At 67.3% G+C, this 25,537-nt stretch carries 22 protein-coding genes; 12 read left to right on the forward strand and 10 right to left on the reverse strand.

Going from position 1 to position 25,537, the window contains the following annotated elements:
• Positions 1–198 precede the first annotated feature (198 nt).
• The gene (locus AC1DN9_RS00005) at positions 199–1,158 is read right to left on the reverse strand and encodes an alpha/beta fold hydrolase (protein WP_478096106.1); all 960 of its coding nucleotides are present in this window, start codon (positions 1,156–1,158) and stop codon (positions 199–201) included.
• Between the two features lie 140 nt (positions 1,159–1,298).
• On the opposite strand from AC1DN9_RS00005, the gene AC1DN9_RS00010 reads away from it, so the two are divergent.
• The 10 genes from AC1DN9_RS00010 to tagF all read left to right on the forward strand — a co-directional run bounded on the left by AC1DN9_RS00010 (position 1,299) and on the right by tagF (position 12,164).
• On the forward strand, positions 1,299–1,871 hold the full coding sequence (locus tag AC1DN9_RS00010; RefSeq protein WP_478096108.1) for a hypothetical protein: 573 nt from the start codon (positions 1,299–1,301) through the stop codon (positions 1,869–1,871).
• Positions 1,872–1,946: 75 nt separating this feature from the next.
• Positions 1,947–2,270, forward strand: coding sequence for a hypothetical protein (locus AC1DN9_RS00015; RefSeq protein ID WP_478096110.1), 324 nt, complete (start codon positions 1,947–1,949; stop codon positions 2,268–2,270).
• A 27-nt stretch (positions 2,271–2,297) separates the two neighbouring features.
• Entirely contained in the window at positions 2,298–3,950 is a 1,653-nt protein-coding gene (locus tag AC1DN9_RS00020) for a DUF4384 domain-containing protein (protein WP_478096112.1), read from the forward strand.
• Positions 3,934–4,350 carry a hypothetical protein gene (locus tag AC1DN9_RS00025; protein ID WP_478096114.1) on the forward strand — a complete coding sequence of 139 codons (417 nt, stop codon included), beginning with the start codon at positions 3,934–3,936 and terminating at the stop codon, positions 4,348–4,350. Before AC1DN9_RS00020 ends, AC1DN9_RS00025 begins: the two co-directional genes overlap by 17 nt.
• 31 nt (positions 4,351–4,381) lie before the next feature.
• Entirely contained in the window at positions 4,382–5,116 is a 735-nt protein-coding gene (locus tag AC1DN9_RS00030) for a GIN domain-containing protein (protein ID WP_478096115.1), read from the forward strand.
• Between the two features lie 62 nt (positions 5,117–5,178).
• The gene (locus AC1DN9_RS00035; RefSeq protein WP_478096118.1) at positions 5,179–5,787 is read left to right on the forward strand and encodes an OmpA family protein; all 609 of its coding nucleotides are present in this window, start codon (positions 5,179–5,181) and stop codon (positions 5,785–5,787) included.
• A 149-nt stretch (positions 5,788–5,936) separates the two neighbouring features.
• Complete coding sequence (gene tssJ / locus AC1DN9_RS00040) at positions 5,937–7,139, forward strand: type VI secretion system lipoprotein TssJ (protein ID WP_478096119.1); 1,203 nt, start codon at positions 5,937–5,939, stop codon at positions 7,137–7,139.
• Positions 7,136–8,263: a DotU/TssL family secretion system protein gene (locus AC1DN9_RS00045; protein ID WP_478096121.1), complete on the forward strand. Its 1,128-nt coding sequence runs from the start codon at positions 7,136–7,138 to the stop codon at positions 8,261–8,263. Before tssJ ends, AC1DN9_RS00045 begins: the two co-directional genes overlap by 4 nt.
• Positions 8,260–11,583, forward strand: a complete 3,324-nt coding sequence (tssM, locus tag AC1DN9_RS00050; RefSeq protein WP_478096123.1) for a type VI secretion system membrane subunit TssM — start codon at positions 8,260–8,262, stop codon at positions 11,581–11,583. Before AC1DN9_RS00045 ends, tssM begins: the two co-directional genes overlap by 4 nt.
• Positions 11,577–12,164 (forward strand): type VI secretion system-associated protein TagF, encoded by a 588-nt coding sequence (gene tagF, locus AC1DN9_RS00055; RefSeq protein ID WP_478096125.1) that lies wholly within the window; start codon positions 11,577–11,579, stop codon positions 12,162–12,164. Before tssM ends, tagF begins: the two co-directional genes overlap by 7 nt.
• Here the strand turns inward: tagF and AC1DN9_RS00060 are convergent.
• From AC1DN9_RS00060 to AC1DN9_RS00090, 7 genes are all read right to left on the reverse strand, one after another.
• The gene (locus AC1DN9_RS00060; protein WP_478096126.1) at positions 12,128–12,868 is read right to left on the reverse strand and encodes a PP2C family protein-serine/threonine phosphatase; all 741 of its coding nucleotides are present in this window, start codon (positions 12,866–12,868) and stop codon (positions 12,128–12,130) included. The two genes, tagF and AC1DN9_RS00060, sit on opposite strands and share 37 nt — an antisense overlap.
• Positions 12,850–14,121: a type VI secretion system-associated FHA domain protein TagH gene (tagH, locus tag AC1DN9_RS00065; RefSeq protein ID WP_478096127.1), complete on the reverse strand. Its 1,272-nt coding sequence runs from the start codon at positions 14,119–14,121 to the stop codon at positions 12,850–12,852. The genes AC1DN9_RS00060 and tagH overlap by 19 nt, the downstream gene beginning before the upstream one ends.
• A 17-nt stretch (positions 14,122–14,138) precedes the next feature.
• Positions 14,139–15,638 (reverse strand): serine/threonine-protein kinase, encoded by a 1,500-nt coding sequence (locus AC1DN9_RS00070; protein ID WP_478096129.1) that lies wholly within the window; start codon positions 15,636–15,638, stop codon positions 14,139–14,141.
• Between the two features lie 14 nt (positions 15,639–15,652).
• Positions 15,653–16,525: a c-type heme family protein gene (locus AC1DN9_RS00075; protein WP_478096130.1), complete on the reverse strand. Its 873-nt coding sequence runs from the start codon at positions 16,523–16,525 to the stop codon at positions 15,653–15,655.
• Between the two features lie 58 nt (positions 16,526–16,583).
• Positions 16,584–17,636 carry a FecR family protein gene (locus tag AC1DN9_RS00080; RefSeq protein ID WP_478096131.1) on the reverse strand — a complete coding sequence of 351 codons (1,053 nt, stop codon included), beginning with the start codon at positions 17,634–17,636 and terminating at the stop codon, positions 16,584–16,586.
• A gap of 236 nt (positions 17,637–17,872) precedes the next feature.
• Positions 17,873–18,850 (reverse strand): Bug family tripartite tricarboxylate transporter substrate binding protein, encoded by a 978-nt coding sequence (locus AC1DN9_RS00085; protein WP_478096133.1) that lies wholly within the window; start codon positions 18,848–18,850, stop codon positions 17,873–17,875.
• A gap of 35 nt (positions 18,851–18,885) precedes the next feature.
• Positions 18,886–20,127 carry a pyridoxal-phosphate-dependent aminotransferase family protein gene (locus AC1DN9_RS00090; protein WP_478096134.1) on the reverse strand — a complete coding sequence of 414 codons (1,242 nt, stop codon included), beginning with the start codon at positions 20,125–20,127 and terminating at the stop codon, positions 18,886–18,888.
• A 124-nt stretch (positions 20,128–20,251) separates the two neighbouring features.
• On the opposite strand from AC1DN9_RS00090, the gene AC1DN9_RS00095 reads away from it, so the two are divergent.
• Both AC1DN9_RS00095 and AC1DN9_RS00100 read left to right on the forward strand, forming a co-directional pair.
• The gene (locus AC1DN9_RS00095; RefSeq protein WP_478096135.1) at positions 20,252–20,947 is read left to right on the forward strand and encodes a GntR family transcriptional regulator; all 696 of its coding nucleotides are present in this window, start codon (positions 20,252–20,254) and stop codon (positions 20,945–20,947) included.
• A gap of 10 nt (positions 20,948–20,957) precedes the next feature.
• On the forward strand, positions 20,958–24,002 hold the full coding sequence (locus AC1DN9_RS00100; RefSeq protein ID WP_478096137.1) for an FAD-binding and (Fe-S)-binding domain-containing protein: 3,045 nt from the start codon (positions 20,958–20,960) through the stop codon (positions 24,000–24,002).
• Between the two features lie 44 nt (positions 24,003–24,046).
• Here AC1DN9_RS00100 and AC1DN9_RS00105 read toward each other — a convergent pair whose 3' ends face one another.
• Positions 24,047–24,808, reverse strand: coding sequence for a phosphatase PAP2 family protein (locus tag AC1DN9_RS00105; protein WP_478096138.1), 762 nt, complete (start codon positions 24,806–24,808; stop codon positions 24,047–24,049).
• 82 nt (positions 24,809–24,890) lie between these two features.
• Positions 24,891–25,340 (reverse strand): hypothetical protein, encoded by a 450-nt coding sequence (locus tag AC1DN9_RS00110; RefSeq protein WP_478096139.1) that lies wholly within the window; start codon positions 25,338–25,340, stop codon positions 24,891–24,893.
• Positions 25,341–25,537 lie beyond the last annotated feature (197 nt).

Below are 25,537 nucleotides of genomic sequence, written 5' to 3' on the forward strand. Positions count from 1 at the left end.
CGTTGGCACATGCAAGGAGCGCAACGCCGAGTGGCCCGTCCTGGCATACCTTCCCTTCGGGTTGTCGTGCAAAGGGGCCGTCTGCGGCGTTGCCCACGCTTGCAAGGCCAAAGCCTTGCTGCGCGCGGGCGCCTTGCATCCAGCCCCTTTGCGCGGCAACGCGATCCCCGGAAGTAGTGTGAACAGGCCCTAAACCGCTCACGCGTGGTCGTCGATGAAGCGCTCGAGCTCGCGCGCGAAGCGCAGCGGCTCGCTGACATGCGGCGAATGGCCTGCATGCGGGTAGATCGAAATCTGCGCGTGCTTCACCGTGTCGCGATACCAGCCATCGAGCGGCACACCGGCGTAGTGCGGGCTGCGCGCCCCGAGCACGACAAGCAGCGGCGCGTCGAGGCGCGACAGCGAAGTGCGGAAGTCGGCCTGCGCCATCGACTCGGCGAGGTCGAGCAGCGGCCGGACATCGATGCGGCCCAGACTGCGGCGCAACATCCGTCCAAGCGGTGCTTCGACACTCAGTTGCCGCTGCAACCAGGCGCCTCCGAGCGCGCCGACCTCGTTCAACAACATGCCGGCCAAATCGCGGCGTGCGCCAGCGAGCAGCCCGGACAACATCGCCGCGCTGCAGCCCCCGAACAGCCCGAGTCGCCAGCTGTCGTCCGTCACGATGCGCGGCGACTGGTCGACCAGCGCCACCGCAGCGACGCGCTGCGTGCCGTGCAGATGCAAGTACTGCATCAGCGTCAGCGCGCCCATGGAATGCCCGACCAGGATCGAACGCTGTAGCCCGAAGTGGTCGAGTACCTCGGCCAGGTCGTTCGCCAGTCGCGCCAGCGTGATACTGCCATTCACCGACCGGCAACTGCCATGGCCGCGTGCGTCCCAGGCGAGCACGCAATGGCGCCGCGCCAGCCTCCGGGCTACGGGCAACCAGTCGCGATGCGTGCATCCGAACCCATGCACCAGTATCAGCGGCGACCCGCCGCCGAGCACGCACACGGGAACCACGTGGCCGTCACTGGCCGTGAAGCTGTCGTAGTCGCTCGCACCGGGCGTGCCGAGGCCCATCAGCCCGAAATTGCGCAGCGCGTCGAAGGCGCCGCGCAAGCCCGTCAGGCGTGCGGGGCGTGGAGGCGGATCAGGCGGCGCGCTGTCGGGCATCGCGGGCGATCCTACCCCGGTGCGCCCTTCATCCGAAATCTGTTTGAACCGAATCCGGACGGGTCGCAACCCATGGGCGGGAAGGCAAGCAATTCGGCAAGCCCGACCTCAACCCCTGTCATCACTCTCTGGAGATCATCATGCAAATCGTTCGCAAAGCATCCATCCTCATCGCCCTCGGTTTCGCCTTCGGTGGCGCGATGGCCGGCGAAATCGCAAACACCACGGTGTTGTCGACCAACGCCAACAACAACGCGTCCGGCTTCCTGGCCTCGGCGGCCCAGAATATCGGTGTGTCCGAGCAAAACTCCAAGATCTCGAACAGCACGGTGCTCGTCAATGGCGCAAACAACACCGCCTCGGGCTTCCTGTCGTCGGCGACCCAAAACGTCGGCCACGCCCAGGACAATGGCCAGATCGCCAACAGCACGGTTCTCGGCACGAACCTGAACAACACTGCTTCGGGCTTCCTCAGCAGCGCCACGCAGGAAGTGGGCTTCGCCAAGGGCAACGGCACGGTCACCAACAGCACGGTGCTCGCCAATGGTGCAAGCAACTCCGCCTCCGGCTTCCTGTCCTCGGCCACCCAGCAGATCGGCGGCGCACAAGGCAACGGCAAGCTGACCAACTCGACCGTCATCGCCACGGGCTCGAACAACAGTGCAAGCGGCTTCCTGTCCAGCGCCTCGCAGTCCATCGGAGTCGCCAAGTAACCACGCGCAGTGCTTTCGCCCCGCGTCCGCCAGCACCACCGGCGCTGGCGGTCTTTTCAGCAAGGAGAACTCACCATGAATGCAACCCTCGTTCGCACCTCCCGCATCGTCCTTGTCGCCGTCACGCTGGGCGCCTGCGCCCATGCCTTCGCGGGACAGGAGCTGCTGGACGTCGACACGCGGTTCCGCGCGAAGATCGCCAAGGAGAAGGTCCGCATCAGCGCACAGGAGCGCAAGGCTGAAGAACAAGGGAAGTCCGCGGATCCAAACCAAGGCAGCTGCGGGAGCCAGAGCATCGGCAACATCGACACCGGCGGACGCATCGGCGCCGCGCCGCGCGAGGTGTTCGTGTTCGCACCCAATGCCATCAACATCGTCGGCCGCGGCGGTTGCCAGTGAACTGAATTCCCACACATCGGAGATGTCATGAAACCGCCCCGCATCGCGCGCTTCATAGCGCTTGCCGCACTCGCAGCACTCGCGGGCTGCCAGACGCTCGAGGTCAAGCAGCAAACGGTCGAGCAGACCGCCGAGATCCGCGTCGGCCCCGAGCAACTGCCGCAGCGCTCGATCACGGGCTTTTCGCCGGCACTGCGTTGCATGGACACGCTGATGATCGACTACGGCGTGCACGACGTGACGATGCTGACCGAGGAAATCAATGACGAAACGAAGAAGCTGAACGCCGGAACGCGCGACATGTTGATCTCGGCGGTGTCGGACATGTCGCGGCGCAGCCGCGCGGTGCGTCTGGTCGCGTTCGGCAAGGACACGCTGAACGTGGTCAGCTTTCTCTCGGCGGCGCAAACCACGGCGGTCTACCAGGCGATTCCGCGGTACGACATCAAGGGCTCCGTGTCGCAGTTCGACGAGAACCTGATCAAGAACCAGAAGGACCTGGGTGTTGGCTACTTCCCGTACCTCAACCTCGGCGTTGCCAAAGATGCGTCCACCAGCATGCTGGCGCTCGACCTGAGCATGCTGACGACCAGCGACATGGGGGTATTGCCGGGCGTCACGTCGCGCAATGCCGTGGTGATCATGAAACAAGGCAGAGGCATCGACGGCGATGCCGCGTATCACAAGTTCGGCATCAACTACAGCATGAACCTGGCGCGTTCGGAAGGCCAGTCGCAGGCGCTGCGCGGGCTGGTCGAACTGGCGGTGGTGGAACTCATCGGCAAGCTGACGAAGACCCCCTACTGGACCTGCCTGGGCGTCAGCGACCCGAAAGCGAATGAGGAAACGCGTCTCGAGATGCTGGATTGGTACGGCGCGATGGCTGCGACGCGCGTCGAGCTGATCGCCTACTTCCAGAACCAGATGCGGCAGCGCGGGTTCTACGACGGCCCGATCGACGGGGAATTCAATCCTGCCATCGACGAGGCGATCTCCAACTATCGCGCCCAACTCGGCCTCAGCCGCGAGCCCAAGCTCGACGAGAAATTCTTCAGTGCCTTCCTCGCCGCAGACCACAGCAAGATCCAGCGACCGGCCCAACCGGCACGCTACGTTGCGCCTGGCACGCTTGCCACCACGCTCGGATCTCCGGCGGCTGCGACAGCCCCAGCATCGTCGTCGTCGTCGTCGGCGGCTGCGGCGGCGGCGCCAGCGGCAGCGGCAGCGGCGGCACAAACCCCCGCATCGCAGGCGGCGCCGCTGAAGCTGTCAGTGTCGGCCCCGAACCAGCAGACGCGGTTTGCCCGCGGCGAAGCGATCAGCCTCGCCCTTGCGCCGTCGCAGGACGCGCATGTCTACTGCTATCTGCAGGATGAGGACGGCAAGATCGTCCGCTTCTTCCCCAACCGGTTCACCCGCGACTCACGCATCGCTGCGGCCAAGCCGCTCACGTTGCCCGGCCCGATGCGCTTCCAGCTCTCGATGAATTCGAAGGGCGTGCCCGAGACGGTTTCCTGCTTCGCCACGCCGCGCGACGTGATGCCTTCACTGCCCCAGGCGTTGGTCGGCATCGACTTCGAACCCCTGCCCGGCGCCTCGCTCGACATGATCCACGCCGCCTTCGCCAAAGCCAGCGGCGGCACGCTCGCCCAGGAGAACTTCCATGTACAAGCCAAGTGATTTCCATCCCGATCACCAGAAGCAGCGCGGCGCCCGCCTGGCAGCGGTGTCCCTGGTGGCCCTTGCCGCCGTGACCGGCCTGGTCCTGCAGTTGCCCCGCGGCGCGACCGCAGGCGCCGGCGCAATCGGTGGCGACGACCGTGTCGCTTCCCGAGTCGCGCCTGCGCCACGGGCCGCGAGCAGGAAGGCACCCGCCACCTATCAACTCCGCTGCTGGCAGAACGGTTTCCTGCTGTTCGATGAAGCGCCGGTCACCCTCGGCGCCGAAGCGCGGCAGGGTGCAAAGATGGTGGCGATCGACCGCCATGGCAGAGACTTGATCGTCACCGCCGATCTCAACGGGACGACCTGCCTGGCGCGCCCTGCCCCACCCCCGCCCAGCCTCGCGCTGCCGCGCTGAGCCCACCCTCGCCCCAGCCTGGAGCCCCATCATGAACTGGTTCATCCAAGCCTTCCCGGTACCGCCGTCGCTCCGAGTTGCGGCCCTTGCCGCTGGCTGTGCCGCGGTTCTTGCCGCGGCCCCTTCCGGGCCCGCACAGGCCGCCACGGAACCCCGCAGCGTCGCCGACTTCGACGAAGTCGTGTCTACCGTCTCCGGCGACGTCAGCGTCGAACAGGGACCCCGTGAGTCGCTGACCCTGGAGGCCGAGCCTGCAGTGCTGAGCAAGATCACGACCGAGGTCCACGGTCGACGCCTGGTCATCGGCCTTGCGCCTGGCCGGGTCGAGACGCAGCAGCCGATCCGGATGAAGCTCGGCGTCCAGGCGTTGCGAGCCTTCGAGTCGCGCGCCGTCGGTGCGATCACCATCGGCGCGCTGCGCAGCGATACGCTCACCCTGGTGCTGGCAGGCAGCGGCTCGATCCGCGTCGATCGCCTGGAAAACGCGCGCAACCTCGACGTGCGGATCACCGGTGCCGGCGATGTCGCGGTTGGCGGCGGCAAAGTGACGGCGCAGCAACTTGCCATCACCGGCGTTGGCACCTATTCCGCACCCAAGCTCGCCAGCGAGCGCGCCGACGTGGCCATCGATGGCAACGGTGAAGCGCAGCTCGCCGCCAGCAACACGCTGGCGGTGCGCATCGGCGGTGTCGGTCACGTGCGCTATCACGGCGACCCGGCGGTGACACGCTCCATCCGCGGCATCGGCACGGTCGATAAAGATTGAACCGGGCAGGCGGCGCGCGCAACCCATGGTTATCGACGACCCAACGCCCAAGGAGCCCTCAAATGATCCGCTACCTCAGCACCCTCGCCCTCGCTCTCGCCGCCGCCGCTGCAATGATCGCCCCCGCCGCCAGGGCCGAGAAGGTCGTGATCTACCACGAAGGCCAACTCGTGATCCCGCAGGACGTGGCGGACGTGCTGAACCGTTCGATCCGCCTGCTCGACGATCCGCCCGCAGCCCCGGCGAAGGCCACGGCGGTCGCGGCGAGCTCCCGGGTCAATGCATCGGCGCGTCCCTCGGAAACCGCACATGTCGCGCGCAATGACTCGAAAGCCGCCGCCTCGGCGCTGTCCTTGCCGGTGCGGTTCGCTTTCGATTCCGCCGAGATCCTCCCGGCCGCACGGACCCAGCTCGACGCCCTCGCCAAGGGCATCGAACTGATGGCGCCTGGAAGCAAGGTCACGATCGAAGGGCACACCGACGCCGCGGGCAGCGCGGCCTACAACCTCGAGTTGTCGCGCAACCGGGCCCGCGCCGTGCGTGACTATCTCGTGCACCACGGCATCGACGCCGCACGCCTGAAGACCGTCGGTTACGGCCAAGGCCGGCCGCTCGAAGACACCGACCCGTACGCCGCCATCAACCGTCGGGTGCAATTCCGCGGCGCCTGATCAGTCCTTGCGAGTACTCACGGCGGGGCCATGACCGAATTTCGGCGGCCCCGCCTTCCCCTTGTGCCGCCGCAGCGCACCGCCGAGAATGGGATGCGATCGCCAGTGGAGTCCCAGAGGTCCGCAGCATCCATTCATCCGGCCGTACCATGATTCGCCGTCGCCTGCTCGCCTGCCTTGGCTTCGGTTGCGTGCCGGTGTGGTGGAGCCGAGCCAGCCTCGCGCAACCGCAGGCCACGGTCGACTCGCCCGGGCAACGTCGTGTCGCACTCGTGATCGGCAACGCGCGGTACCCCGAACTCCCGCTGAACAATCCCGAGCACGACGCTCGCCTGGTCGCGCAGACGTTGCGCAGCCTCAACTTCGAGGTCGGCGAGTATCTCAATCTCAATGCCCGCGACTTCAAGCGCGTGCTGCGGGAATTCGCGCGCCGCATGGACGACGATCAGGTCGCGTCGGTTTTCTATTACGCCGGCCACGGCGTGCAGATCGGCGGGCGCAACTTCCTGCTGCCGGTCGACATCGCGTTGCGCGATGAGGCCGAAGTGCGCGACGAGGCCATCGACATGCAGGAAGCGCTGCTCACGCATGTGGATCGGGTGCGTCCGCGCGCCCGCATTTTCATCATCGACGCTTGCCGCAACGACCCCTTCGCGGCGCGCGGTGACGCTTCGCGCAACGCCAACGGCTTGGCCGAGATGGCGGCGCCGGGCGCCCTCATTGCCTTCTCCGCCGCGCCCGGTCGCGTCGCCGAGGACGGCCCGGTCGGCGGCAACAGCATCTACACGCGCTATCTCGCCACCGAGATGCGAACCCGTGGCGTGGATGTCGAGGAAATGATGAAGACCGTACGCATCAAGGTGCTGCGCGACACCGCGGAGCGCCAGATCCCCTGGGTCAACACCTCGATGGTCGTGAATTTCATGTTCAACCCAGGTCCGGCAGCGGCGCTGGCCGGGCCAAAACGCAACCTGCAGCTGCTCGTACAGGCGCAGCGCAGCCTGAACACCGATGCGCGCGATGCGTCGGCCTCGTTGGCGCTGCGGATCTATGTGCTGAGTGATGCGAGCGGGTTCGAAAAGGCGAGTTTCGACAGCCTCTACGACGATGACGAAGCGACCCTCGGGTCGAATATGCTCGTTCGCCAGAGTCTGTACCTCCGCCCCGGCGAAGCGCGCGAGCTGGACCTCGAGTTGCGCGGCGACGCGCGTGCCGTCGCGGTGTTCGGTGCGTTTCGGGAGATCGAGCGCTCGGAGTGGCGTGCCGTGCTGCCGTTGCCGGTTGGATCGTTGGCGCCGCGTGCGCGCCTCGATGCGCAGGCGCGCCGACTGCAACTGGGGTGGGCCAAATGATGCAACCTGGCGCCGCGCCTGGGTCGCCGGCTTCCGGTGCTTCGGATGGCGTCGACGAGCCGGCTGCCGCGCGCGCGCTGCGCGCCGAGGCCCTCCCCCTCATTGCCCTGGTGGCACGCTTGCACGACGCGACGTCGGTCGACCCGGCCGAATTGCGCCGCACGCTGGCCGCGGTGGTGGCCCATTTCGAGGCCAATGCGCGCGTCGCAGGTGTCGACGAGGCAAGCGTCGCGGCCGCGAGCTACGTACTCTGTGCCTGGGGCGACGAGCAGTTTGGCGCCGCGCCGTTCGGTACGGGAGGCGCCGGACTGCTGCAGCGCTTTCACGGCGAGGCCGACGGCGGCGACAAGCTGTTGCGCCTGCTGTCGCGGCTGGCCGAAAAGCCGCGCGAGCATCGCGCGCTGCTCGAACTCTTCCATACCTGCCTGAGTCTCGGTCTGCGCGCGGGCATGGCCCCCAACAGCCGCGAGCATGAAATGCTGCGCGCACGGGTGCACCTCGCGCTCGAACAGGTGGCGCCGGCTCCGGCGTTGGTGCCTTCGTGGCACTGCGCGGCTGCCGCGGCCAGCCCACCGCGGGCGCCACGCGTCGCGTTGCCGGCGGTCCTGCTGCTCGGCGTGCTTGCCGTGGGCATCTACAGCGCCAGCCAGCTTCACCTTGCAGCGCGCGTCGACGGCGTGCTGGCATCCTTGCAGCGACTCGTACCGGCACCCACCGTCGCCGTGCAGCCGGTCGCGGGCGCGGCGACGGCGCCGCCGCGGCTGGCCTCGAGCCTGCGTGGCGACATCGATGCGGGCCGGTTGTCCGTGCGCGACGAGGCGCTGCGCAGCGTGGTCGTGGTCGACGCCGATGCGCTCGGCGATGCCACCGCGCCATTGACGCGCCTGGGCGAAGCGCTGAAGAAGCTGCCGGGCAAGGTTCTTGTCGTCGGCTACACCGATGGCAGCGATCCCCCGACGGCTCGCACGCCCTCGGCTTGGCATCAGGCGATGGAATGGGCGCGCGGTGCCGCCGACGTCTTGCGGCCGCAACTCGGCGATGAGCGGCTGGCGGTCGAGGCCCGTGTCGACACCGCGGGCCGCGCGCCACCGCGACGCGTCGAGATCGTCCTGTTCCCGCAATGAAGGCGTCGCCACGCTTCGTGCAACGCGCCGTCAACCTCGGTGCGGCAGGCGCCCTGTTGTGGTTTGCGGCGCCGCTGTTCGCCTTCGGCAGCTGGCACCCCTTCGACGGCGCCCGTGCGCGCGTGGCCTTGCTGGTGCTGGTGGCGCTCTTGCTGGTCGGCCTGAGCGGGCTGCGGGCGTTGCTGGCCCGGCGGCGCAACGAGCGACTGCTGAAGGGCCTCGAATCCGGCGATGCCGGCGTTGAGCTGAGCCAGCGTTTCCACGAGGCGCTCGCGATGCTGCGGCAGGGAGTCGGGGCGCAAGGCACGCGTCGCTGGTGGCAGCGCCGGCGACAGGTGCAGCAACTGCCCTGGTACCTGATCATCGGCGCGCCCGGGGGCGGCAAGACCACCGCGATCTTGCATTCGGGCCTGCGCTTTCCGCTCGCCGAAAAGCTCGGACGCGACCCGCTCGCGGGCATCGGCGGAACGCGCCAGTGCGACTGGTGGTTCAGCGAGGACGCCGTGTTCATCGACACGGCAGGACGCTACACGACACAGGACAGCGACGCCGCGGTCGACGCCGGGGAATGGCAGCAGTTCCTCGCGCTCCTGCGCCGACACCGACCCGTGCAGCCCATCAATGGCGTGATCGTCAGCGTCAGCGTGCCCGACCTGCTGCAAGGCGGCGCAGAACTCGCGCGCCAGTCGGCAGCCGTCGCATCGCGCCTGGAAGAACTGCGCCGCGAGCTCGATCTCACCTTTCCGATCTACCTGCTGGTGACCAAGGCCGACCTGCTCTCCGGCTTTGTCGAAACCTTTGGCGATCTCGATGCCGCACAGCGCGAGCAGTTCTGGGGCGCGGTGTTCGACGCCGATGTTGCAGGCCTCCCGGCCGATCTCGGAACGCGCCTCGACGACCTCGCGCAGCGCTTGACACAGCGCAGTCCCGAGTTGCTGCAGCATGAACGGACGCCGCAGCGCCGTCTGCCGATCTACGCGTTTGCAGCACAGTTCAAGGCGCTGCTCGGGCCCCTCGAAGGATTCGTGCGCGAGGCGTTCGCGGACATTGCAGCCGAACCGGCGCAACGCTTGCGTTCGATCGCGTTGACGAGTGGCACACAGGAGGGCAATCCGATCGATCGGGTCATCGGCGAACTCGCGCGCAGTCACGGCCTGGCGCTGAAGCCGCTGCCGCGCCCTGATGCCGGTGGCAAGTCGTTTTTCCTGAACGCGTTGCTCAAGCGGCTGGTGATCGCGGAGGCGCCCCTGGCAGGTCAGCGACTACAGCGGCTGCGTTTGCGGCGGCGCGCCATCATGTTCGGCGCAGCATTTGCCAGTGCCGCGCTGCTCGCCACTTCTGCCCTGTGGTGGCAGAGCTATCGACGAAACCTCGACTATGTCGACGCCGTGCGCGCGCGTGTCGAGCAGTTGACCCGGCGCATCGGTCCCCTGGAATCGGCAGGCCTTGAGCAGGTGCTGCCGCTTTATTCGCTGCTCGAGCATCTGGCCGCGAACGACGGCATCGACCCGGATGAACCGCCCGCCGGCTTCGGCTTCGGCCTGTTCCAGGGACCGCGGCTGGCGCGCTCGGCGGAACAGGTCTACCGGGAGATGCTCGATCGGAGTCTGGCGCCGCTGCTCATCGGGCGCTTGCGCAGCGACCTGCGCGAGGCCGAGGACAGCGCGACACGCTACGAGGCGCTGCGCGCCTCATTGATGCTCGCCAACCCGACACGGCTGGTCCGCGGCGAGTTGCGCGGCTGGGTCGGGCAGACGCTGGCACAGGCGAGCGGCGCCGGCGAACGCGGCGAGTTGGCGCGCCATGTCGAGAACTTGCTCGAGCGCAACGGGTTGCCCGAGGCCATGCGCCCCGACGATGCCGGCGTGCGCGCGGCGCGCAGCGCCCTCGCGGCGCTGCCGCTGGCACAACGCGTGCACGAGCGCTTGCTGCGACGCGTTCCTGATCCCGAGCCGCCGCAGGATCTGCCGACACGCCTCGGCGCGGCCAGCGCTCTCGTGTTCGCAGCCTCGAGCGCCGGACCGATGCCGGCGCATTCGAGCGCCGGCGACTGGCGGCGCAATCTGGTGCCGGCGCTCGAGGGGACGTTCGATGAGCTCGCGAGCGAGGCAGACTGGGTGCTCGGCGACACCGGCGGCGACGTTCGACGCCTGCAGAAGGACCGCGCCTGGCGCGACGAAATCGCCGCGCAGGTCGGCAAGCGCCAGGCCGAACGCGTGATCGCCGCCTGGTCGCGCCAACTCGATACCCTCGTGTTGGCGCCCCGCAGCGACGCGGGTGAAGCCTCGCGCCAGGCAACGGATCTCACGGCGCCCGATTCGCCGCTGCGCCGCCTCCTGACACGCCTGGCCGACGAGTTCAGTGCGACCTCACAGGGCGGTAGCGCGGCCGAGGTCGCCTTCGAAGGCACGCTGCGTGCACGCTTCGGCTCCCTCGGGGACTACGCGGCGGGGCCTGGACCCCAAGCGCTTGACCGCCTTCACGCCCTGGTCACCGGCAAGCGCGACGAGACCGGCGGCGCCGAACTCGACGCGACGTTGCGTACCGAGGCTGCCGGCGCGCCGGCGGCGCTGCGGAAGGCTTACCTCGACCTCGGGACATTGATTCGCTCGCGCGGCGGCGCCAAGCCGAGTTTCGACGCCGCCCTGGTCGAACTCGCGCAGACTTGCAGCGCGTTGACGCGTGAGCGCTTTCCGTTCAGTGCCAACGCGGCGCGGGACATGGCGCCGTCCGACTTTGCGCGCCTGTTCGGACCCGGCGGCCTGTTCGACGAATTCCGGCGCAACCAGTTGACCGAACGCGTCGACACGTCGAGCCGGCCGTGGAAAGCGCGCAGCGCAGGCGCCAATGCGAGCAATTCGGAAGCATTCGAGCGGGCGGCGGCGATCGGCAGCCTGTTCTTTCCCGAAGGTGCACCGCTGCCCGAGCTCAAGCTGCGCCTCACGCCGCAGCGCATGGATGCCGAGCTGCTGCAGTTCAGCATCGATGTCGATGGCCAGCTTTTGCGATTCGAAAACGGCCCGCCGCGTGCCAAGGAATTGGCCTGGCCGGGACCGGCTTCGACGCAAAAAGTGCTGATGCGCGTGTTGCCGCCCGGCCCCACCGGGGTCGGCGCCGAAATCCATGAAGGTCCGTTCGCCTGGCTTCGGGTGCTGCTGCACGGCGACTGGAAGGGCGAGCGCGGCGCACCAGCGCGGCTGACCTTCGTCGTCGACACACGCACCCTCGACGTCGAGGCGAGCGCAGCCGGGGCGCCCGACGCCGATGTCTGGACCCTCCGGGAACTGGCAGGTTTCCATTGTCCGCAGGCATCATGGTGAAGTCGTCATCGCGTCGCGTGTCCTGGTATGGCAAATTGCCCGCGCGCGGAGACTTCGTCGGCCGCGGCCTGCCTGCACGCTGGCGCACTGACTGGGATGGCTGGCTGCAGCGCGGCCTCGCCCTCGCCGCGACCACGCTGGACGCCACCACGCTGCGCGAACGCCTCTGTACCTTCGCGCCATGGCGCTATCTGGCGCTGCCGGCGCCCGGCGAGATCTGGTGCGGCATCATCACGGCGTCGCACGATCGTGTCGGACGCGCTTTTCCGCTGACGTTGGCGGAACGCTTCAACGCGGCGCCTTCACCGGACGAAAGCGCCGCACGCCTCGCGTCGCTGCTCGACGCGGTCTCGGAAGGACCCGAAGCGCTCGAGGCCGCGATCTCCGCCTTGCCGCCCCGTCCTGAGCGGGACTTCAAACTTGCCGAGGCCTGGCCGCCGGAGCCGGCCAGCCTCTGGTGGCCGCTCGCCGCCGCACACGATGTCGCTGCGCGGCCTGCGGCTTGGCCACCGGAGCCGGCACTTCTGCTCGAACTGCTCGGTGTTCAACCGGCCTCGCACCAGATCGCGAGCGCGGAATAGTTGTCCTGGTCGCTGCGATCGGCTCGCTGCACACCCGCTTCGAGGCGATCGAGCCAGGCCTGGACGCCGCTGCAGCCGGCCAGGCTGCTCGCCATGGCAACATCGTCGAAGGCCGACCAGAGGCCGTCGCTGCACAGCAGCAGGGCATCGCGGGAAGCGAGCACCTGCGGCGTCTCCAGGACCTCGAAGTCGAAGCCTTCGGGCGAGCCGAGCGCCGAAGTCAACTGCCCGGGGGCGGCGTCGGTCGCATTCAGCCCGGCATCGCGCAAGCTCTGCGCGAGGCTCTGATCACGCGTGCGCCCGAGCAATCGGGCGTCATGCCAGCGGTACAGGCGCGAGTCGCCGGCATGGGCCCAGAGCGCCGCGCCGCTGCGGAGGTCCAACAGCAGCACGACGATGGTGGTGCGCATATCGGCCGTCAGGGTGCCGGCAACCTGCTGCGCGACCACTGCGTCGTTGGCCCCTCGGACAAGCCGTTTCAGCGCGTTCGGGCTGACCTCGGGTTGGAGCGCGAAGGCTTCGAGCACATGCGTCACGGCTGCGCGCGAGGCCGCCTGGCCGCCGCCGTGCCCGCCCGCACCGTCGCACAGGGCGGCGACGAGGGAGTCGGCGCCCAGCCAATAGCCGAAGGCGTCTTCATTGCACTCGCGCCGCCCGGTTTGCGACAGCGCCGCGACCGAGACGTTCAACGCGCGTTGGGCCATGGGGGCTCCGGCGGTGGATCGTCGGCATTGACACGCGACTGGGCTTCATAAGCGCGCAGGAATTCCCGTCCGAAGATGGTCTCGAAGTCGTCATCGAGGTGCTCGAGCAGGTGGGCGTGCTGCAGGCGATGGCGTTCCCAGAGCGCCGCGGCGCGGAGCCTGGGAAGGCGCGAATGAAGACCGCGCGGCGGCCCCTCCGCGTTCTCGGCGGCCTCGGGACCCAGGCGGGAGAAGAGCTCGAACACCGCGGCGCGCATGCCGGCGACCATCGCCACCTGGTGAACCAGCAAGTCGCGATTCGCGTCCTGCAACGCTGCCACGGGGTCGAGGAACCCGGGTCTCGGGTCACGCTGCAGCATGCGGGTCAATGCTTCAGTTGCGTTCGGCGAGAACTTCAGGGGGTTGTTGTGGCGCGGCGCGATCACCGTGCCCTCGGCGCGCATGTGGCGTTTCGCGATCGAGCGGCTTTGCAGCAGTGCGAGCGTGCCTTCGGCGGTCGCTCTCAGCAGCGCGCCCAGATGTTCCATCCAGTCCAGCGTCAACAGCGGGACTTGGGCGGCGTCAAGTCCGGCGCCGCGAGCGAATGCCGCTGCAAGTTCGGTCAGGTCCCGCGACCCGCCCTCGGCAGCCAAAGCCGAAGTCGACGAAAGGGGCGCGGGCGCCGTCGATTCGGCTGCCACAGCGGTGGGTGGCCCCGGCACGGCCGATACAGCGGCTTGCACGGGCGGCGAAGCCGGCGGCATCGAGGGCGCGCTGTTCACAATCGGTGTGCCGGTTCGCACGGACAGCCCACTCGTCTTCCAGGACACGACCGCGCTCGCTGACGCCGCCTCGGGCGGCGGCGCAAGGGCGGGCAGCGGCGATTGCGCGGCGAGCGGATCGAGCGCGTCGTCCAGATCGAACCAGCGATCCAGACGCGCGCGCGGCGCAGCGGGCGCCGCGACGGACTCGACAGCGAGCTCGAATCCGCCGATGCGCAGGCGATCGCCCACCGACAGGGCCAGTTGGTCACCCGGGGCAAGCTGCGTGCCGTTCACCCACAAGGGGGTGGTGCTGCTGATGCAGCGCACGCGCGCGTCCTGGCCGACCATGGCGACTTGTGCGTGTTGGCGCGAGACCCCGCGCAGCGGGTCGGCCAGCACCAGGTCGCATTCGAGAGAACGGCCGATGACGAGGCCCTCGGGCGGTAGCGGAAGCGCCGTCGCATCGGGCTCGGTGGCGCCGGGGCGGCGCATGACATGCAGCGCGATCACGGTCGGTCCGTTCGAATTCAGCCCAAGGCTCGCCACAAGTCGGCCAGCACACGGCGGGCATCGACGGTTGGCGCGAGCTGTTCCATGATGCTGGAGACGAATTGCTCGCGGGTGGTCGATTTCGCGGCGCAGCGCTTCGCGACGATCCGCGCAATGGGACCCATCGAGGAAAGCAGCGCGGCCGCTGCCTTGTCGACATCGCCTTCGCGCATCGGCGCGCCGCTCAGCGCTGCGCCGTCGACTCTCGAGGCCTGGGAACCAGGGGCAGCCGCCGAGACCGCGCCATGGGTCGGCGGCGCGCCGGCCTTGGCCAGGAAGCGCTCGCGCGCTTCAATGTCCACGATCGCACCGGCAACGGCATGGCGCACTTCCGCCAGCGAGGACAACCCGCGCGCGGCACGACGCACCAGCACGCGCGCCACCGCGCCCACATGCTCGGCCAGTTCGCGTTCGACCCCGGCCAGCGCGGCGGTGTCCCATCCGGTGGGCGGGGGGATCGAAGGCGGGCTTGTGCCGGGCTGCGACTTCGAGGGTGCCAGGGGGATCCGCGTCGAGTCGGGCACCGTCGGTACGAATGGCAGATTGGGCGCGGGGATGTCGGACGCGTCGCGCACCTTCGGGGGGGCCGGGCTCGCCTCTTGGCCTTCGAGGAGAGGCGGCATCAGCATGTGGGCCGGGAGCACCTCCGGCAACGTCTCCGTGGCGAGCGCCACCAGCGCCGTTCGCATCGCCATCGCGCTCGGATAGCGTTGCGCCGGATCCTTCGCCAGCGCCCGGTCCAGCACTGCATCGAACGGCTTGTGCACGGGGTCGTTCGTCACTTCGCTCAGCGGCTTGTGTGGCTCGTAGACGATCTTGTACATGATCGCGTCGTCCGTGCCGACAAATGGCGTCGTCCCGCTCAGCATCCGATAGAGCAGCACGCCCGCCGAGAAAACATCGACGCGGCGGTCGATCTCGCGGTCCGTGTACTGCTCGGGCGCGATGTAGCCGGGCGACCCGACGATCGAATTGGCGCGCGTCAGATTCGACGTTTCGGTTCGCGCTATGCCGAAATCGGTGATCTTGAGGCACCCATCATCAGCAATCAGGAGATTCGCCGGCTTGATATCCCGGTGCACGATGCCGCGCTCGTGGGCGTAGTGCAAGCCGTCGAGCAGTTGCATCATCACGCACAGCACCTGCGGCACCTCGAGCTTGCGCGGCGCCTGGACATAGTCGCGCAGGTTTCGTCCGGCAACGTATTCCATGACGATGTACGCGCAGTCGTCGTCTTCGCCGAACTGGTAGATCGGGACGATGTTGCGGTGGTTCAGCCGCCCCGCCGCCTTGGCTTCCACGCGAAAGCGCGCCGCCACGCTCAGGTCGTCGCCCGATTCGAGCAGGCGGCGGTGGATCGTCTTGATCGCCACCGCACGGTCGATCCCCGGATCGTGCGCCAGGTACACGACGCCCATCGCGCCCGAGCCGATCACGCCACGGATCGGGTATGGACCGACATGGGTGGGCGGCGACATACGGGTGACGGACCTCAGGTGTCGATCATCTTGATGGCCTGATCGAGGCTGCGGCGCATGCGCGTGAACGAATTCGCCAGGATCCCGATTTCGTCGCGGCCACGCGTCGGGAATTCCGGCACATCGGATTCGCCCAGGCTGACGCGGTTGGCCACCTTCGACAGCGCCGTCACCGGTCGGATCACGAGCAGGTAGAGCATCACATTCAGCACGATGCCGATGGCCACGAAAATGCCGATGAGCGAACCCATGAAGACCTTGAAAGTCTGTTCGGCGCGCGCCAGCGGTACCGACATGGGCACCGAAACGACCTGCGCGCCGATCACCTCGTTCATCTGCCAGCCGAAGCCGTTGGCCGGCCCGTACTTGTCGATCACGGTGTGCGGCGCCGCCTCGACCGTGCTGTGGCATGCCAGGCAGGCAGCGTTCGTAATGCGGATCGGGCGCGCAATGTAGAGCGCCCGGCCGGTACCCGACTCGCGCTCACCAACGAACTCCTTCTGATCGGCCTGGCTGCGAAAACGATTCACGATGTCGGCTTCCCAGTCGACCGCACGATCGCGCGGGTTGGTCGGATTGAGGGTCGCTTCCTTGTAGGTGTAGTCGGGGAAGCTCTTGGACAGCGTCGCCAGCACTTCCGTGGCGGAATAGGCTGGCACTGTCTGGGGCAGGAAGGTGTACTTCATCTGCGTTTCAAGCAACGGGCGGATCTGGTCATTGGTGTAGGCGCGAATCGCCAGCGCCTTTTCCATGGTCAGGCGCGATTGGTTGAGCACTTCCTGCTTGGCGTTGCTTTGAAGCAGGTCATGGGAAATCTTGCCCGCGCCGGCCACGCCGCCGACGAAGACCACCAGGAAGATCAGATTGAACTTGAATAGAAGGCTCATGGGATTCTCCAGTCCTGGCTGTCACTGGTCGTTGAGTTGCGGCACGACGTGGGACGGTTCACTGAGACTTGCCCCGCCCGGCGCTGGTGCCGCCCGAGGCTGCCGGTACAGGTGTGGGTGCGGCTGAAGCCGCAGGTGCGGCCGCAGCGGCTGCTGCGGCTGCGGCGGCTGCGGCGGCGGCTGCCGCTGCCCGGTTGGCCCGTGCCGCTGCAGCCGCGGCCTCCCGCGCACGGCGACGTTCGGCCTCTTCGGCCAGGCGGCGCGCATAACCCTCCGGGTCGGCATAGGGCTCCCATTCGGGGTGCTGTGCCAAGTCCGCCTTGGCGCCCGCACGGAAGCTCAGGTCGGCGGCCGCGCGCGACTTCCACAGCGGCAGTAGCTGAAGCCGCAGCGCCGGTTCGGTGCGCAGCCACGCGGCCACATCGGCGTACGTGACATCGCCGCGCGGCTTGGGTGCGACGTTGCGCTTGGCGAACTGCTCACCGCGTGCGGGCAGCCGATCGCGGAACTGGCGCGGCACCTTGCTCAGGAACTCGGGCGTGGCGCGCGCACCGACCGTCGGCGTGCTCCCTTCACGCCGCTGCGCGAAATCGCCGCTGGCCAATTGCGCAATCGTCTGCGTGCCATCACGCAGCGTCAGCTTGGCGCTGCCGGTTTCGACAAACAGTTCGTACTGCGCGCCCTTGGTGTGGATGACGGTGGTGGCGGCTTGGGTCGCGACCTCGACGCTGGGGCCGACGTAGCCGAAGGCCCCGTTGGCGCTGGTCTTGAGCCAGCCCTCGAGCAGATAGAGCGGCGGCGCCGTCAGCCCCTTGCCGACGCGAGGCCGCAGCATCAGCCGCGTCGATTCACCAATACCGACAAGGACGCCGCCGGGCAGTTCGATCTGGGCAAATGCGCCGGGTCCTGACTCGATGATGTCCTGCTCATTCAAGACCACGCCCTCGGCGAGCGAGTAGCGCGTGGTCTGGCGGATCAGCGCAACGTCGCCCTCGACGATGCCGACGACGCTGTTGGACCGCACCCAGGCCGACGTGGCGTCGGTAGATTGCGCGCAGGCAAACGACGAGACGAACAGGTTCGCGACGCACAGCAGCAGGAACCTGAACAAGATCTTTGTGCGCCGCAAAGAGGTAACTCCGCTGGCATCGGGCATCGTGGAATCTGGCTGCAAACAACTTCCATATTACTCACCCTCCCCCGTGCAGTGGCCGTCTTTTTCGGCCTAGGAGCCCCTGTCAGGCGTATTCCATTTGACTGGGTGCGCGAGTCAGTTGCCAAGATCAAAGCGAGACGGCATACACCGATCGTCGCGATGCAACCCTGGATTCCGGCCGGACAGGTCGGTCATGCGTCGACCTTCACCTTGCCGTCCTTGACGACGCGCGCCCACTTGTCGATCTCGCTCGAAATGAACTTGGCGAACTTCTCCCGCGAGCCACCGCCGTCCTCGGCACCGTAAGTGTCGAGCCGCTCCTGCACGTCGGGCATGGCAAGCACCGTATTGACGTCGCGATTGATCTTGTCGGCGATGCCGGCGGGCAGCTTGCCGGGGCCGGCGAGGCCGTACCACGTGGTCGCTTCGAAGCCGTCGAAGCCTTGCTCCTGCATGGTCGGAATGGTCGGGTGGCCCTTGGCGCGCTTGAGCCGCGTCTGGGCGACGCCGATCACTTTGCCGCTCTTCACGTGCGGCGTGGCCGCCGTCATCGTCTCGAAGCTGTACTGGATCTGGCTGCCCATCAGGTCGGCCAGCAAGGGCCCGCTGCCTTTGTAGGGCACATGCAGCGCGTCGACCTTGGCCTGAAGCTTGAACATTTCCAGCGCCAGATGCTGCGCGGAACCGGCCCCGGCCGAGCCGAAGCTCACCTTGCCGGGCTCCGCGGCGCACAGGGAGACGATGTCCTTCACCGTCAAGGCCTTCTGCGTGGGGCTCGCGATCAGCAGGTTGGGCGTGACGCCGACCAGCACGATCGGAACGAAGTCGCGCTCGACGTTGTAGCGCAGCTTGGGCTGCAGGCTGGGCGCCAGCGCATGGCTGTTGATGTGCGCCATCAGCAGCGTGCTGCCGTCGGCCGGCTGCGTCGCCACGTATTCGGCCGCGAGCACGCCTGCGACGCCCCCCTTGTTGTCGACGATGACAGACTGGTTCCACATCACGGACAGCTTCTGAGCGACCACGCGGGCCAGTGCGTCGGTGCCGCCGCCCGGCGGAAAGCCCACCACGATGCGCACGGGGCCGGAGGGCCACTCCTGCGCGAACACGCTGGGCACGCCGAGGGTGGCTGTGGCCGCGCCTGCAGCCTGGATGAAGGAACGTCGTTGCATGTTGTCTCCGTTTTTTTGAATGAACGCGCCTGCGCTCAGGCCGCCTTCTGCAGGGCGGCCGGCGCGACATGGCCGGCGAAATAGTCCATCGTGGCCTGCACGCCGCTGCCGGCGAGCTTCACGCCGGAGAGCTTCAGACCCATCTCGACGCCGGCGACCATGGCGACCAGCGTCAGGTCGTTGCTGTCGCCGAGGTGGCCCATGCGGAACATGCGGCCCTTAAGCTTGCCCAGCCCCGTGCCCAGCGACAGGTCGAAGCGCTGGTGGATGAGTCGGCGCACCGCGTCCGCATCGACGCCTTCGGGCGTGATCACGCCGGTGAGCACCGGCGAGTACACGGCCGGGTCGGCGCACTGGATCGGCAGTCCCCATGCATTCACCGCTGCGCGCACGCCGGAGCCCCACCGCTGGTGGCGCGCGAAGACGTTGTTCAGGCCCTCGCCGAGGATCATGTCCAGCGCCTCCGAGAGGCCATAGAGCAGGTTGGTGTTGGGCGTGTAGGGCCAGTAGCCGTCCTTGTTCATCTCGACGATCTCGTCCCAAGCCCAGAACGAGCGCGGCAGCTTCGCGCTCTTCGCGGCTTCGAGGGCGCGCGGCGAGATGGCGTTGAAGCTGATGCCCGGCGGGAGCATCAGCCCTTTTTGCGATCCGCTGATGGTGACGTCCACGCCCCATTCGTCGTGGCGGAAGTCGGCGCTGGCGAGGCCGGAGATGCTGTCGACCATCAGCAGGGCCGGGTGGCCCGCCGCATCGATGGCGCGGCGCACGGAGGCGATGTCGGAGGTGACACCGGTCGAGGTCTCGTTGTGCACCACGCACACGGCCTTGATCTTCTTCTCCGTGTCCTTGCGCAGGCGCGCCTCGATCAGATCGGCCTGCACGCCGCGGCGCCAACCCGGTGCCTGCGGCAGTTGCTCGTCAGTGCCGTTGAAGGCCAGGAACTCGGTCGAGATGCCCAGTCGCGTGGCCATCTTCTGCCACAGCGAGGCGAAGTGGCCGGTCTCGTACATCAGCACGTGATCGCCGGGGCTCAGCGTATTCGACAGCGCGGCCTCCCAGGCGCCGGTGCCGGACGCCGGATAGATGATCACGGGATGCTGCGTCTTGAAGATCTTCCGGATACCCGTCAGCACCCGTCGGCCGAGCGCGCCGAATTCGGGCCCGCGATGGTCGATGGTCGGCAGGCTCATCGCGCGCAGGATGCGGTCGGGCACCGGGCTCGGGCCCGGAATCTGCAGGAAATGCCTACCGGTGGGATGAGAGTCGAGTTGAAGCATGTGGCCGTCCTTTCGCCGGCAGTTTTGCATTCAAAAGACAAATGTGGATGATGGTTATCCCCTAAGCCAATCGCTTGAGGGGCCAAAACTTTGCATTCAAAATGCAACTCAAGGAAATGAACCCATGGCGGAAATCATCGAAATCTCGCGTCTCGCGCTGCATGACCAGGTGGCGTCGCGGCTGCGCACGATGCTCATCGAAGGTCAGATCGCGCCCGGCGCCAAGCTCAACGAGCGCGAGTTGTGCGAGCAGTTGCGTGTCTCGCGCACGCCGTTGCGCGAAGCGATCAAGCTGCTGGCCGCGGAGGGACTGGTCGACCTTTTGCCCAACCGGGGCGCGGTCGCCGTCAAGCTGACCGAGGCGGACGTGGTCAATACCTTCGAACTGCTCTCGACGCTCGAAGCCTTGTCCGGCGAACTGGCGGCGCAGCGCGTCACCGACGAAGAGCTGGCCGAGCTGCGTGCGTTGCACTACGAAATGATGGCCTGCTTCGCGCGCCGCGACCTCTCCGGCTACTACCGCATCAACGCCCGCATTCACGCCGCGATCAACGACGCGGCCAAGAACCCGGTGCTGACGAGCACCTACCGGTCCATCAACGCGCGCGTGCAGTCGCTGCGCTTTCGCACCAACCAGAACGAAGCCAAGTGGGCTGGTGCGGTGGCCGAGCACGAACGGATGATCGAAGCCCTCGGTGCCCGCGACCCCGCCACGATGCGCCAGGTGCTGATCGAGCACCTGAACCGCAAGCGCGACACCGTGCTGGAGCTCCTGCGCGCCGGCGAAATCTATCCACGGTCCAACGCGGCCAAGACCTGAAGCCCCACCCATGCGCATCGAGCCCGCGAGCCATCTCCAGCCAGCCGGCACCGTCCTGCCCCCTAACGAGACCTGCGAGGCGCTGGCAAGACGCTTGGTGGCCGAGACGCAAGGCGAGGTGCTGTTCGACGACGCATCACGCGGCCGCTATGCGACCGATGCGTCGATCTACCAGATCATGCCGGTCGGCGTCCTGGTGCCGAAGACCGAGCGCGACATCGCGATTGCCATCGACGTGGCGCGCGACCTCAAGGTGCCGGTGCTGGCACGCGGCGGTGGCACCAGCCAATGCGGCCAGACCACCGGCGCCGCGCTGGTCATCGACAACAGCAAGCATTTTCGGCGCGTGCTCGATCTCGATCTCCAAGGCCGCACCGTCACGGTGGAGCCGGGCATCGTTCTCGATCACCTGAATGCGCAACTCAAGCCGCACGGCCTCTGGTATCCGGTCGATGTGTCCACCAGCGCGCAGGCCACGCTCGGCGGCATGGCGGGCAACAACTCCTGCGGCTCGCGCTCCATCGCGTACGGCAACATGGTGCACAACGTGGCAGGCGCGAGCGCATGGCTGTCCGACGGCGAACTGGTGGACTTCGGGCCGGTGTCGAAGCTGGGCGCGCGGGCGAGCGACATCGCGCTGCACGTGAAGCAACTGGCGGTGCAGCACCGCAGCCAGATCCAGTCGAACTGGCCGAAGGTGCTGCGTCGCGTCGCCGGCTACAACCTCGACATCTTCGACAACCAGAGCGAGAAGCCCTATACGGCGGACGGCAGCGTCAACCTCGCGCACCTGCTGATCGGCGCCGAAGGCACGCTGGCCTACACGCGCAGCCTGACGCTCAAGCTCTCCGAACTGCCGCGCGCGAAGGTGCTGGGCGTCGTCAACTTCCCGAGCTTCCGTGCCGCGATGGATTCGGCGCAGCACATCGTGAAGCTCAGCCCGAGCGCGGTGGAGCTGGTCGATCGCACGATGATCGAGCTGAGCCTTGCCAACCCCGCCTTCCGGCCCACCGTCGAGACCGCGTTGATCGGCCATCCCGCCGCGATCCTGCTGGTCGAGTTTTCGGGTAGTGACAAGGCATCGCTGCTGCCGAAGCTGAAGGATCTCGTCGACCTGATGGGCGAACTCGGCCTGCCGGGAAGCGTGGTCGAGATGCGCGACGACGCGCCGCAGAAGAACCTGTGGGAGGTGCGCAAGGCGGGCCTCAACATCATGATGAGCCTCAAGGGCGACGGCAAGCCGGTGAGCTTCATCGAGGATTGCGCGGTGCCGCTGGAGCATCTGGCGGAATACACCGACGGGCTCACCGAAGTGTTCGCCAAGCATGGAAGCCGCGGCACCTGGTACGCGCACGCTTCGGTGGGCACGCTGCACGTGCGGCCGATCCTGGACATGCGCACCGACGGCGCGGCCAAGATGCGCGCGATTGCCGAGGAAGCAAGCGCGCTGGTGCGAAGGTTCAAGGGCGCCTTCAGCGGCGAACACGGCGACGGCCTGTGCCGCGGCGAATGGATCGAGTGGCAGTTCGGTCCGGCCATCAATGAAGCCTTCCGCTCCATCAAGCAGAAGCTCGACCCGATCAATCTCTTCAACCCCGGCAAGATCATCGATCCGCCAAAGATGGACGATGGCGCGCTGTTCCGCTTTGCGCCGGCGACTGCGCCGAGGCCTTACAAGCGCATCCCGCTCACGCCGGTCCTCGACTGGTCCGCATGGAACGTGCAGGCCGACCCGGTGACGGAAGTGACGACGGCCCCAGGCACCGGCGGCGACATCACGGGCGGCTTCGCCAAGGCCGTGGAGATGTGCAACAACAACGGCCACTGCCGCAAATTCGACGCCGGCACGATGTGCCCGAGCTTCCGCGTGACGCGCGACGAGCAGCACCTCACGCGCGGCCGCGCCAACACACTGCGCCTCGCGATCTCCGGCCAGCTCGGGCCCGACGCCTTCACCAGCGAAGCCATGCGCGAGACGATGGACCTGTGCGTCGGCTGCAAGGGCTGCAAGCGCGATTGCCCCACGGGCGTCGACATGGCGAAGATGAAGATCGAGTTCCTGTCGCACTACAAGAAGAAGCACGGCCACACGCTCAGGGACAAGCTCATCGCCCGGCTGCCGGACTACGCCCACGTGGCCAGCCGCGTGCCGTGGCTGCTCAACCTGCGCAACACCGTGCCGGGTGCGCGCTGGCTGGGCGAGAAGGTGCTGGGGCTTTCCGCGAAGCGCTCGCTGCCCGAGTGGCGCAGCGACACCTTCTGGCGCGCCAGCGATCCTTCGATGTTCGCGAGCCGTGAACAGGCGCTTGCCGCGGCGCGCGAAGGTCGCAAGGTTGCCGTGCTCTTCGTCGATACCTTCAACGGAACCTTCGAGAGCGAAAACGCGCTGGCTGCCGCGCGCGTGCTCAAGGCCGCCGGCTACTCGCTGCACACAGTGCGGAAGGATGGAGGCCACCACTGCTGCGGTCGTACCTATCTCGCCAATGGCATGGTCGACGAGGCCAAGGCCAGGGCCGGTGCGTTGATCGACGCACTGCTGCCGTTGGCCGATGCAGGCATCGCGATCGTGGGGCTCGAACCCTCATGCCTGCTGACCTTGCGCGACGAGACGCTGGTCATGGGCCTGGGCGCGAAGGCCGAGACAGTCGCAGGCCAGGCGCTGCTGTTCGAGGAATTCATCGCCCGTGAGGCGAAGGCCGGGCGCTTCCAGGTGGCGCTCAAAGCGGTCGACAAGCCGATCCTCTTGCACGGGCACTGCCACCAGAAGGCCTTCGGCGCAGTCAGTCCGATCCTCGACGTGCTCAAGCTGATCCCCGGCGCCAAGCCGGAGTTGATCGAAAGTTCATGCTGCGGCATGGCCGGCAGCTTCGGCTACGAGGCTTCTCACCACGAGGTCTCGATGCAGATGGCGGAAGCCACCCTGCTGCCCGCTGTGCGCCAGAACCCCGACGCCATCGTGGTGGCCGACGGCACCAGCTGCCGTCACCAGATCGCTGACGGAGCGCAGCGCGAAGCGGTTCACGTGGCGCGGTTGCTCGACGCGCAGCTCGCCTGATGCGGGCTACTCGCTCCGGCTTGCCAGGACATTCCTCACCGCGGCTAAAACCGCTTGGAATATCCGATCGTCAGCCCCCGCGGCAAGATCATCACCGAAAAAGGCGTGTCTTGGAGCGTCATCCAGTAGCCCACCGCGCTGCCGATCGCCCAACCTGCCAGCACGTCCGTCTGCCAATGGGCTTGGCTTTTCATCCGCGCGACCCCATCGTAGAGAGGCAGGACCTCCAGCGCCCAGACCCACGGGTATCGATCCGCATAGTTGACGATCATCGGCGTGATGAAGCTCGCCTGCAGCGCCACTTCTCCGCTCGGGAAGCTCTGGTTGCCGCGACCCTTGAACCAGGCGTCCGGGCCCTCGCCTGTGATAGGCCGCGGCCGCCCCGTTGCGAGTTTGAGAGCTTCCACTCCCACCGCAGATGCGACGGACGCATCCACGGATTGCCAGAGCACGTGACCGAATTCGTCGTCGTTGCCGAGCCACACGGCACCAGCCAACTCGAAGACGACAACACCGTATGCAAGGCCTGTCTGGTAGCGACGCGCCCAAATGCCACTCTGGTCGAAGGCCAACACGTGATCGATTCCAAGCGGTCCCCCTCCAGCGCCCGCTGTACCGCCCCAAAGCGCGAAAGCCAGAATCAGCAAGGCCCGCTTCGGAGCGGCCTTGATACGGCCCGCACGGGCCGGGACGTGTAGCAACGCGATCGGCCAATGCGAGGCTCTCGCCCAACGGGCGGCACGCGAGCGCGACTGCTCAAAAAACGCGTTCGCCCAGCCCAGGGCACGCGCAAGGAATGAAGACATGGATACCCCCTTTTTGACCTGGAACAAGGAATCCAGCGGCGCCTGGGCGCAGCAGGGACTCGACGTCAGGCGACGTCGCTTGTCAGGCCGTCAGGGGAGGCGCAGTCTCGGGCGGTTGCCTTCGCCAGGGCGCCTTGGGCGGCGGGGCGCCGCTCGTGAACAGAATGCGTTCATGGACGATCGAATCCGACGGCACCAGAATCCTGCCCAAGGCCACCGTCAACGGCAGCAGCAGGAGGACCAGCGCCATCAGTGCATCGAGGCCATGCGTGAAGGCGTCAGGAACATCGATGTGCGCGCCTGCCGGTGCATAGAGCGTGGTCTCGAGATCGAGACTGTGCTCGGCCCTGACATCTGGCGAAAACAACGCCATCGCCTCTACGTTGCGAACACGGAAGCCGGGCTCGTCCTCCCACCCGTCGCGCTGGAAATGGATGAACAAGAAGGGCTGGAGGGCACACAGCAAGAGGCCCGCAAAGCACCACCATGAAAAGTGCGATGCGACGCGGCGACGAAAGCGAGTGAGTTCCACTTTTGCATTGTGCAAGGCGCCTTTCGGACGTACCTGAACAGGTAATCAGGTTCGCAAGAATTTGCGATGGGCCCGCGCCGCATTTCGCCTGTCAGTGAGTGCTCATTGATCGAGGTGACAAGCGGCGGTGCAACCATTCGTTGCGATTCCCTTGGCGACCTTTTGGAGAACGATTTGTACACTTTGCGCCGGATCGT

Source organism: Variovorax sp. 05L425, assembly GCF_056397705.1.

Bases quoted from the DNA above. Each gene is read 5' to 3' on its own strand.
- AC1DN9_RS00005 (WP_478096106.1), bottom strand. From the start codon at position 1,158: ATGCCCGACAGCGCGCCGCCTGATCCGCCTCCACGCCCCGCACGCCTG.
- AC1DN9_RS00010 (WP_478096108.1), top strand. From the start codon at position 1,299: ATGCAAATCGTTCGCAAAGCATCCATCCTCATCGCCCTCGGTTTCGCC.
- AC1DN9_RS00015 (WP_478096110.1), top strand. From the start codon at position 1,947: ATGAATGCAACCCTCGTTCGCACCTCCCGCATCGTCCTTGTCGCCGTC.
- AC1DN9_RS00020 (WP_478096112.1), top strand. From the start codon at position 2,298: ATGAAACCGCCCCGCATCGCGCGCTTCATAGCGCTTGCCGCACTCGCA.
- AC1DN9_RS00025 (WP_478096114.1), top strand. From the start codon at position 3,934: ATGTACAAGCCAAGTGATTTCCATCCCGATCACCAGAAGCAGCGCGGC.
- AC1DN9_RS00030 (WP_478096115.1), top strand. From the start codon at position 4,382: ATGAACTGGTTCATCCAAGCCTTCCCGGTACCGCCGTCGCTCCGAGTT.
- AC1DN9_RS00035 (WP_478096118.1), top strand. From the start codon at position 5,179: ATGATCCGCTACCTCAGCACCCTCGCCCTCGCTCTCGCCGCCGCCGCT.
- tssJ (WP_478096119.1), top strand. From the start codon at position 5,937: ATGATTCGCCGTCGCCTGCTCGCCTGCCTTGGCTTCGGTTGCGTGCCG.
- AC1DN9_RS00045 (WP_478096121.1), top strand. From the start codon at position 7,136: ATGATGCAACCTGGCGCCGCGCCTGGGTCGCCGGCTTCCGGTGCTTCG.
- tssM (WP_478096123.1), top strand. From the start codon at position 8,260: ATGAAGGCGTCGCCACGCTTCGTGCAACGCGCCGTCAACCTCGGTGCG.
- tagF (WP_478096125.1), top strand. From the start codon at position 11,577: ATGGTGAAGTCGTCATCGCGTCGCGTGTCCTGGTATGGCAAATTGCCC.
- AC1DN9_RS00060 (WP_478096126.1), bottom strand. From the start codon at position 12,868: ATGGCCCAACGCGCGTTGAACGTCTCGGTCGCGGCGCTGTCGCAAACC.
- AC1DN9_RS00070 (WP_478096129.1), bottom strand. From the start codon at position 15,638: ATGTCGCCGCCCACCCATGTCGGTCCATACCCGATCCGTGGCGTGATC.
- AC1DN9_RS00075 (WP_478096130.1), bottom strand. From the start codon at position 16,525: ATGAGCCTTCTATTCAAGTTCAATCTGATCTTCCTGGTGGTCTTCGTC.
- AC1DN9_RS00085 (WP_478096133.1), bottom strand. From the start codon at position 18,850: ATGCAACGACGTTCCTTCATCCAGGCTGCAGGCGCGGCCACAGCCACC.
- AC1DN9_RS00090 (WP_478096134.1), bottom strand. From the start codon at position 20,127: ATGCTTCAACTCGACTCTCATCCCACCGGTAGGCATTTCCTGCAGATT.
- AC1DN9_RS00095 (WP_478096135.1), top strand. From the start codon at position 20,252: ATGGCGGAAATCATCGAAATCTCGCGTCTCGCGCTGCATGACCAGGTG.
- AC1DN9_RS00100 (WP_478096137.1), top strand. From the start codon at position 20,958: ATGCGCATCGAGCCCGCGAGCCATCTCCAGCCAGCCGGCACCGTCCTG.
- AC1DN9_RS00105 (WP_478096138.1), bottom strand. From the start codon at position 24,808: ATGTCTTCATTCCTTGCGCGTGCCCTGGGCTGGGCGAACGCGTTTTTT.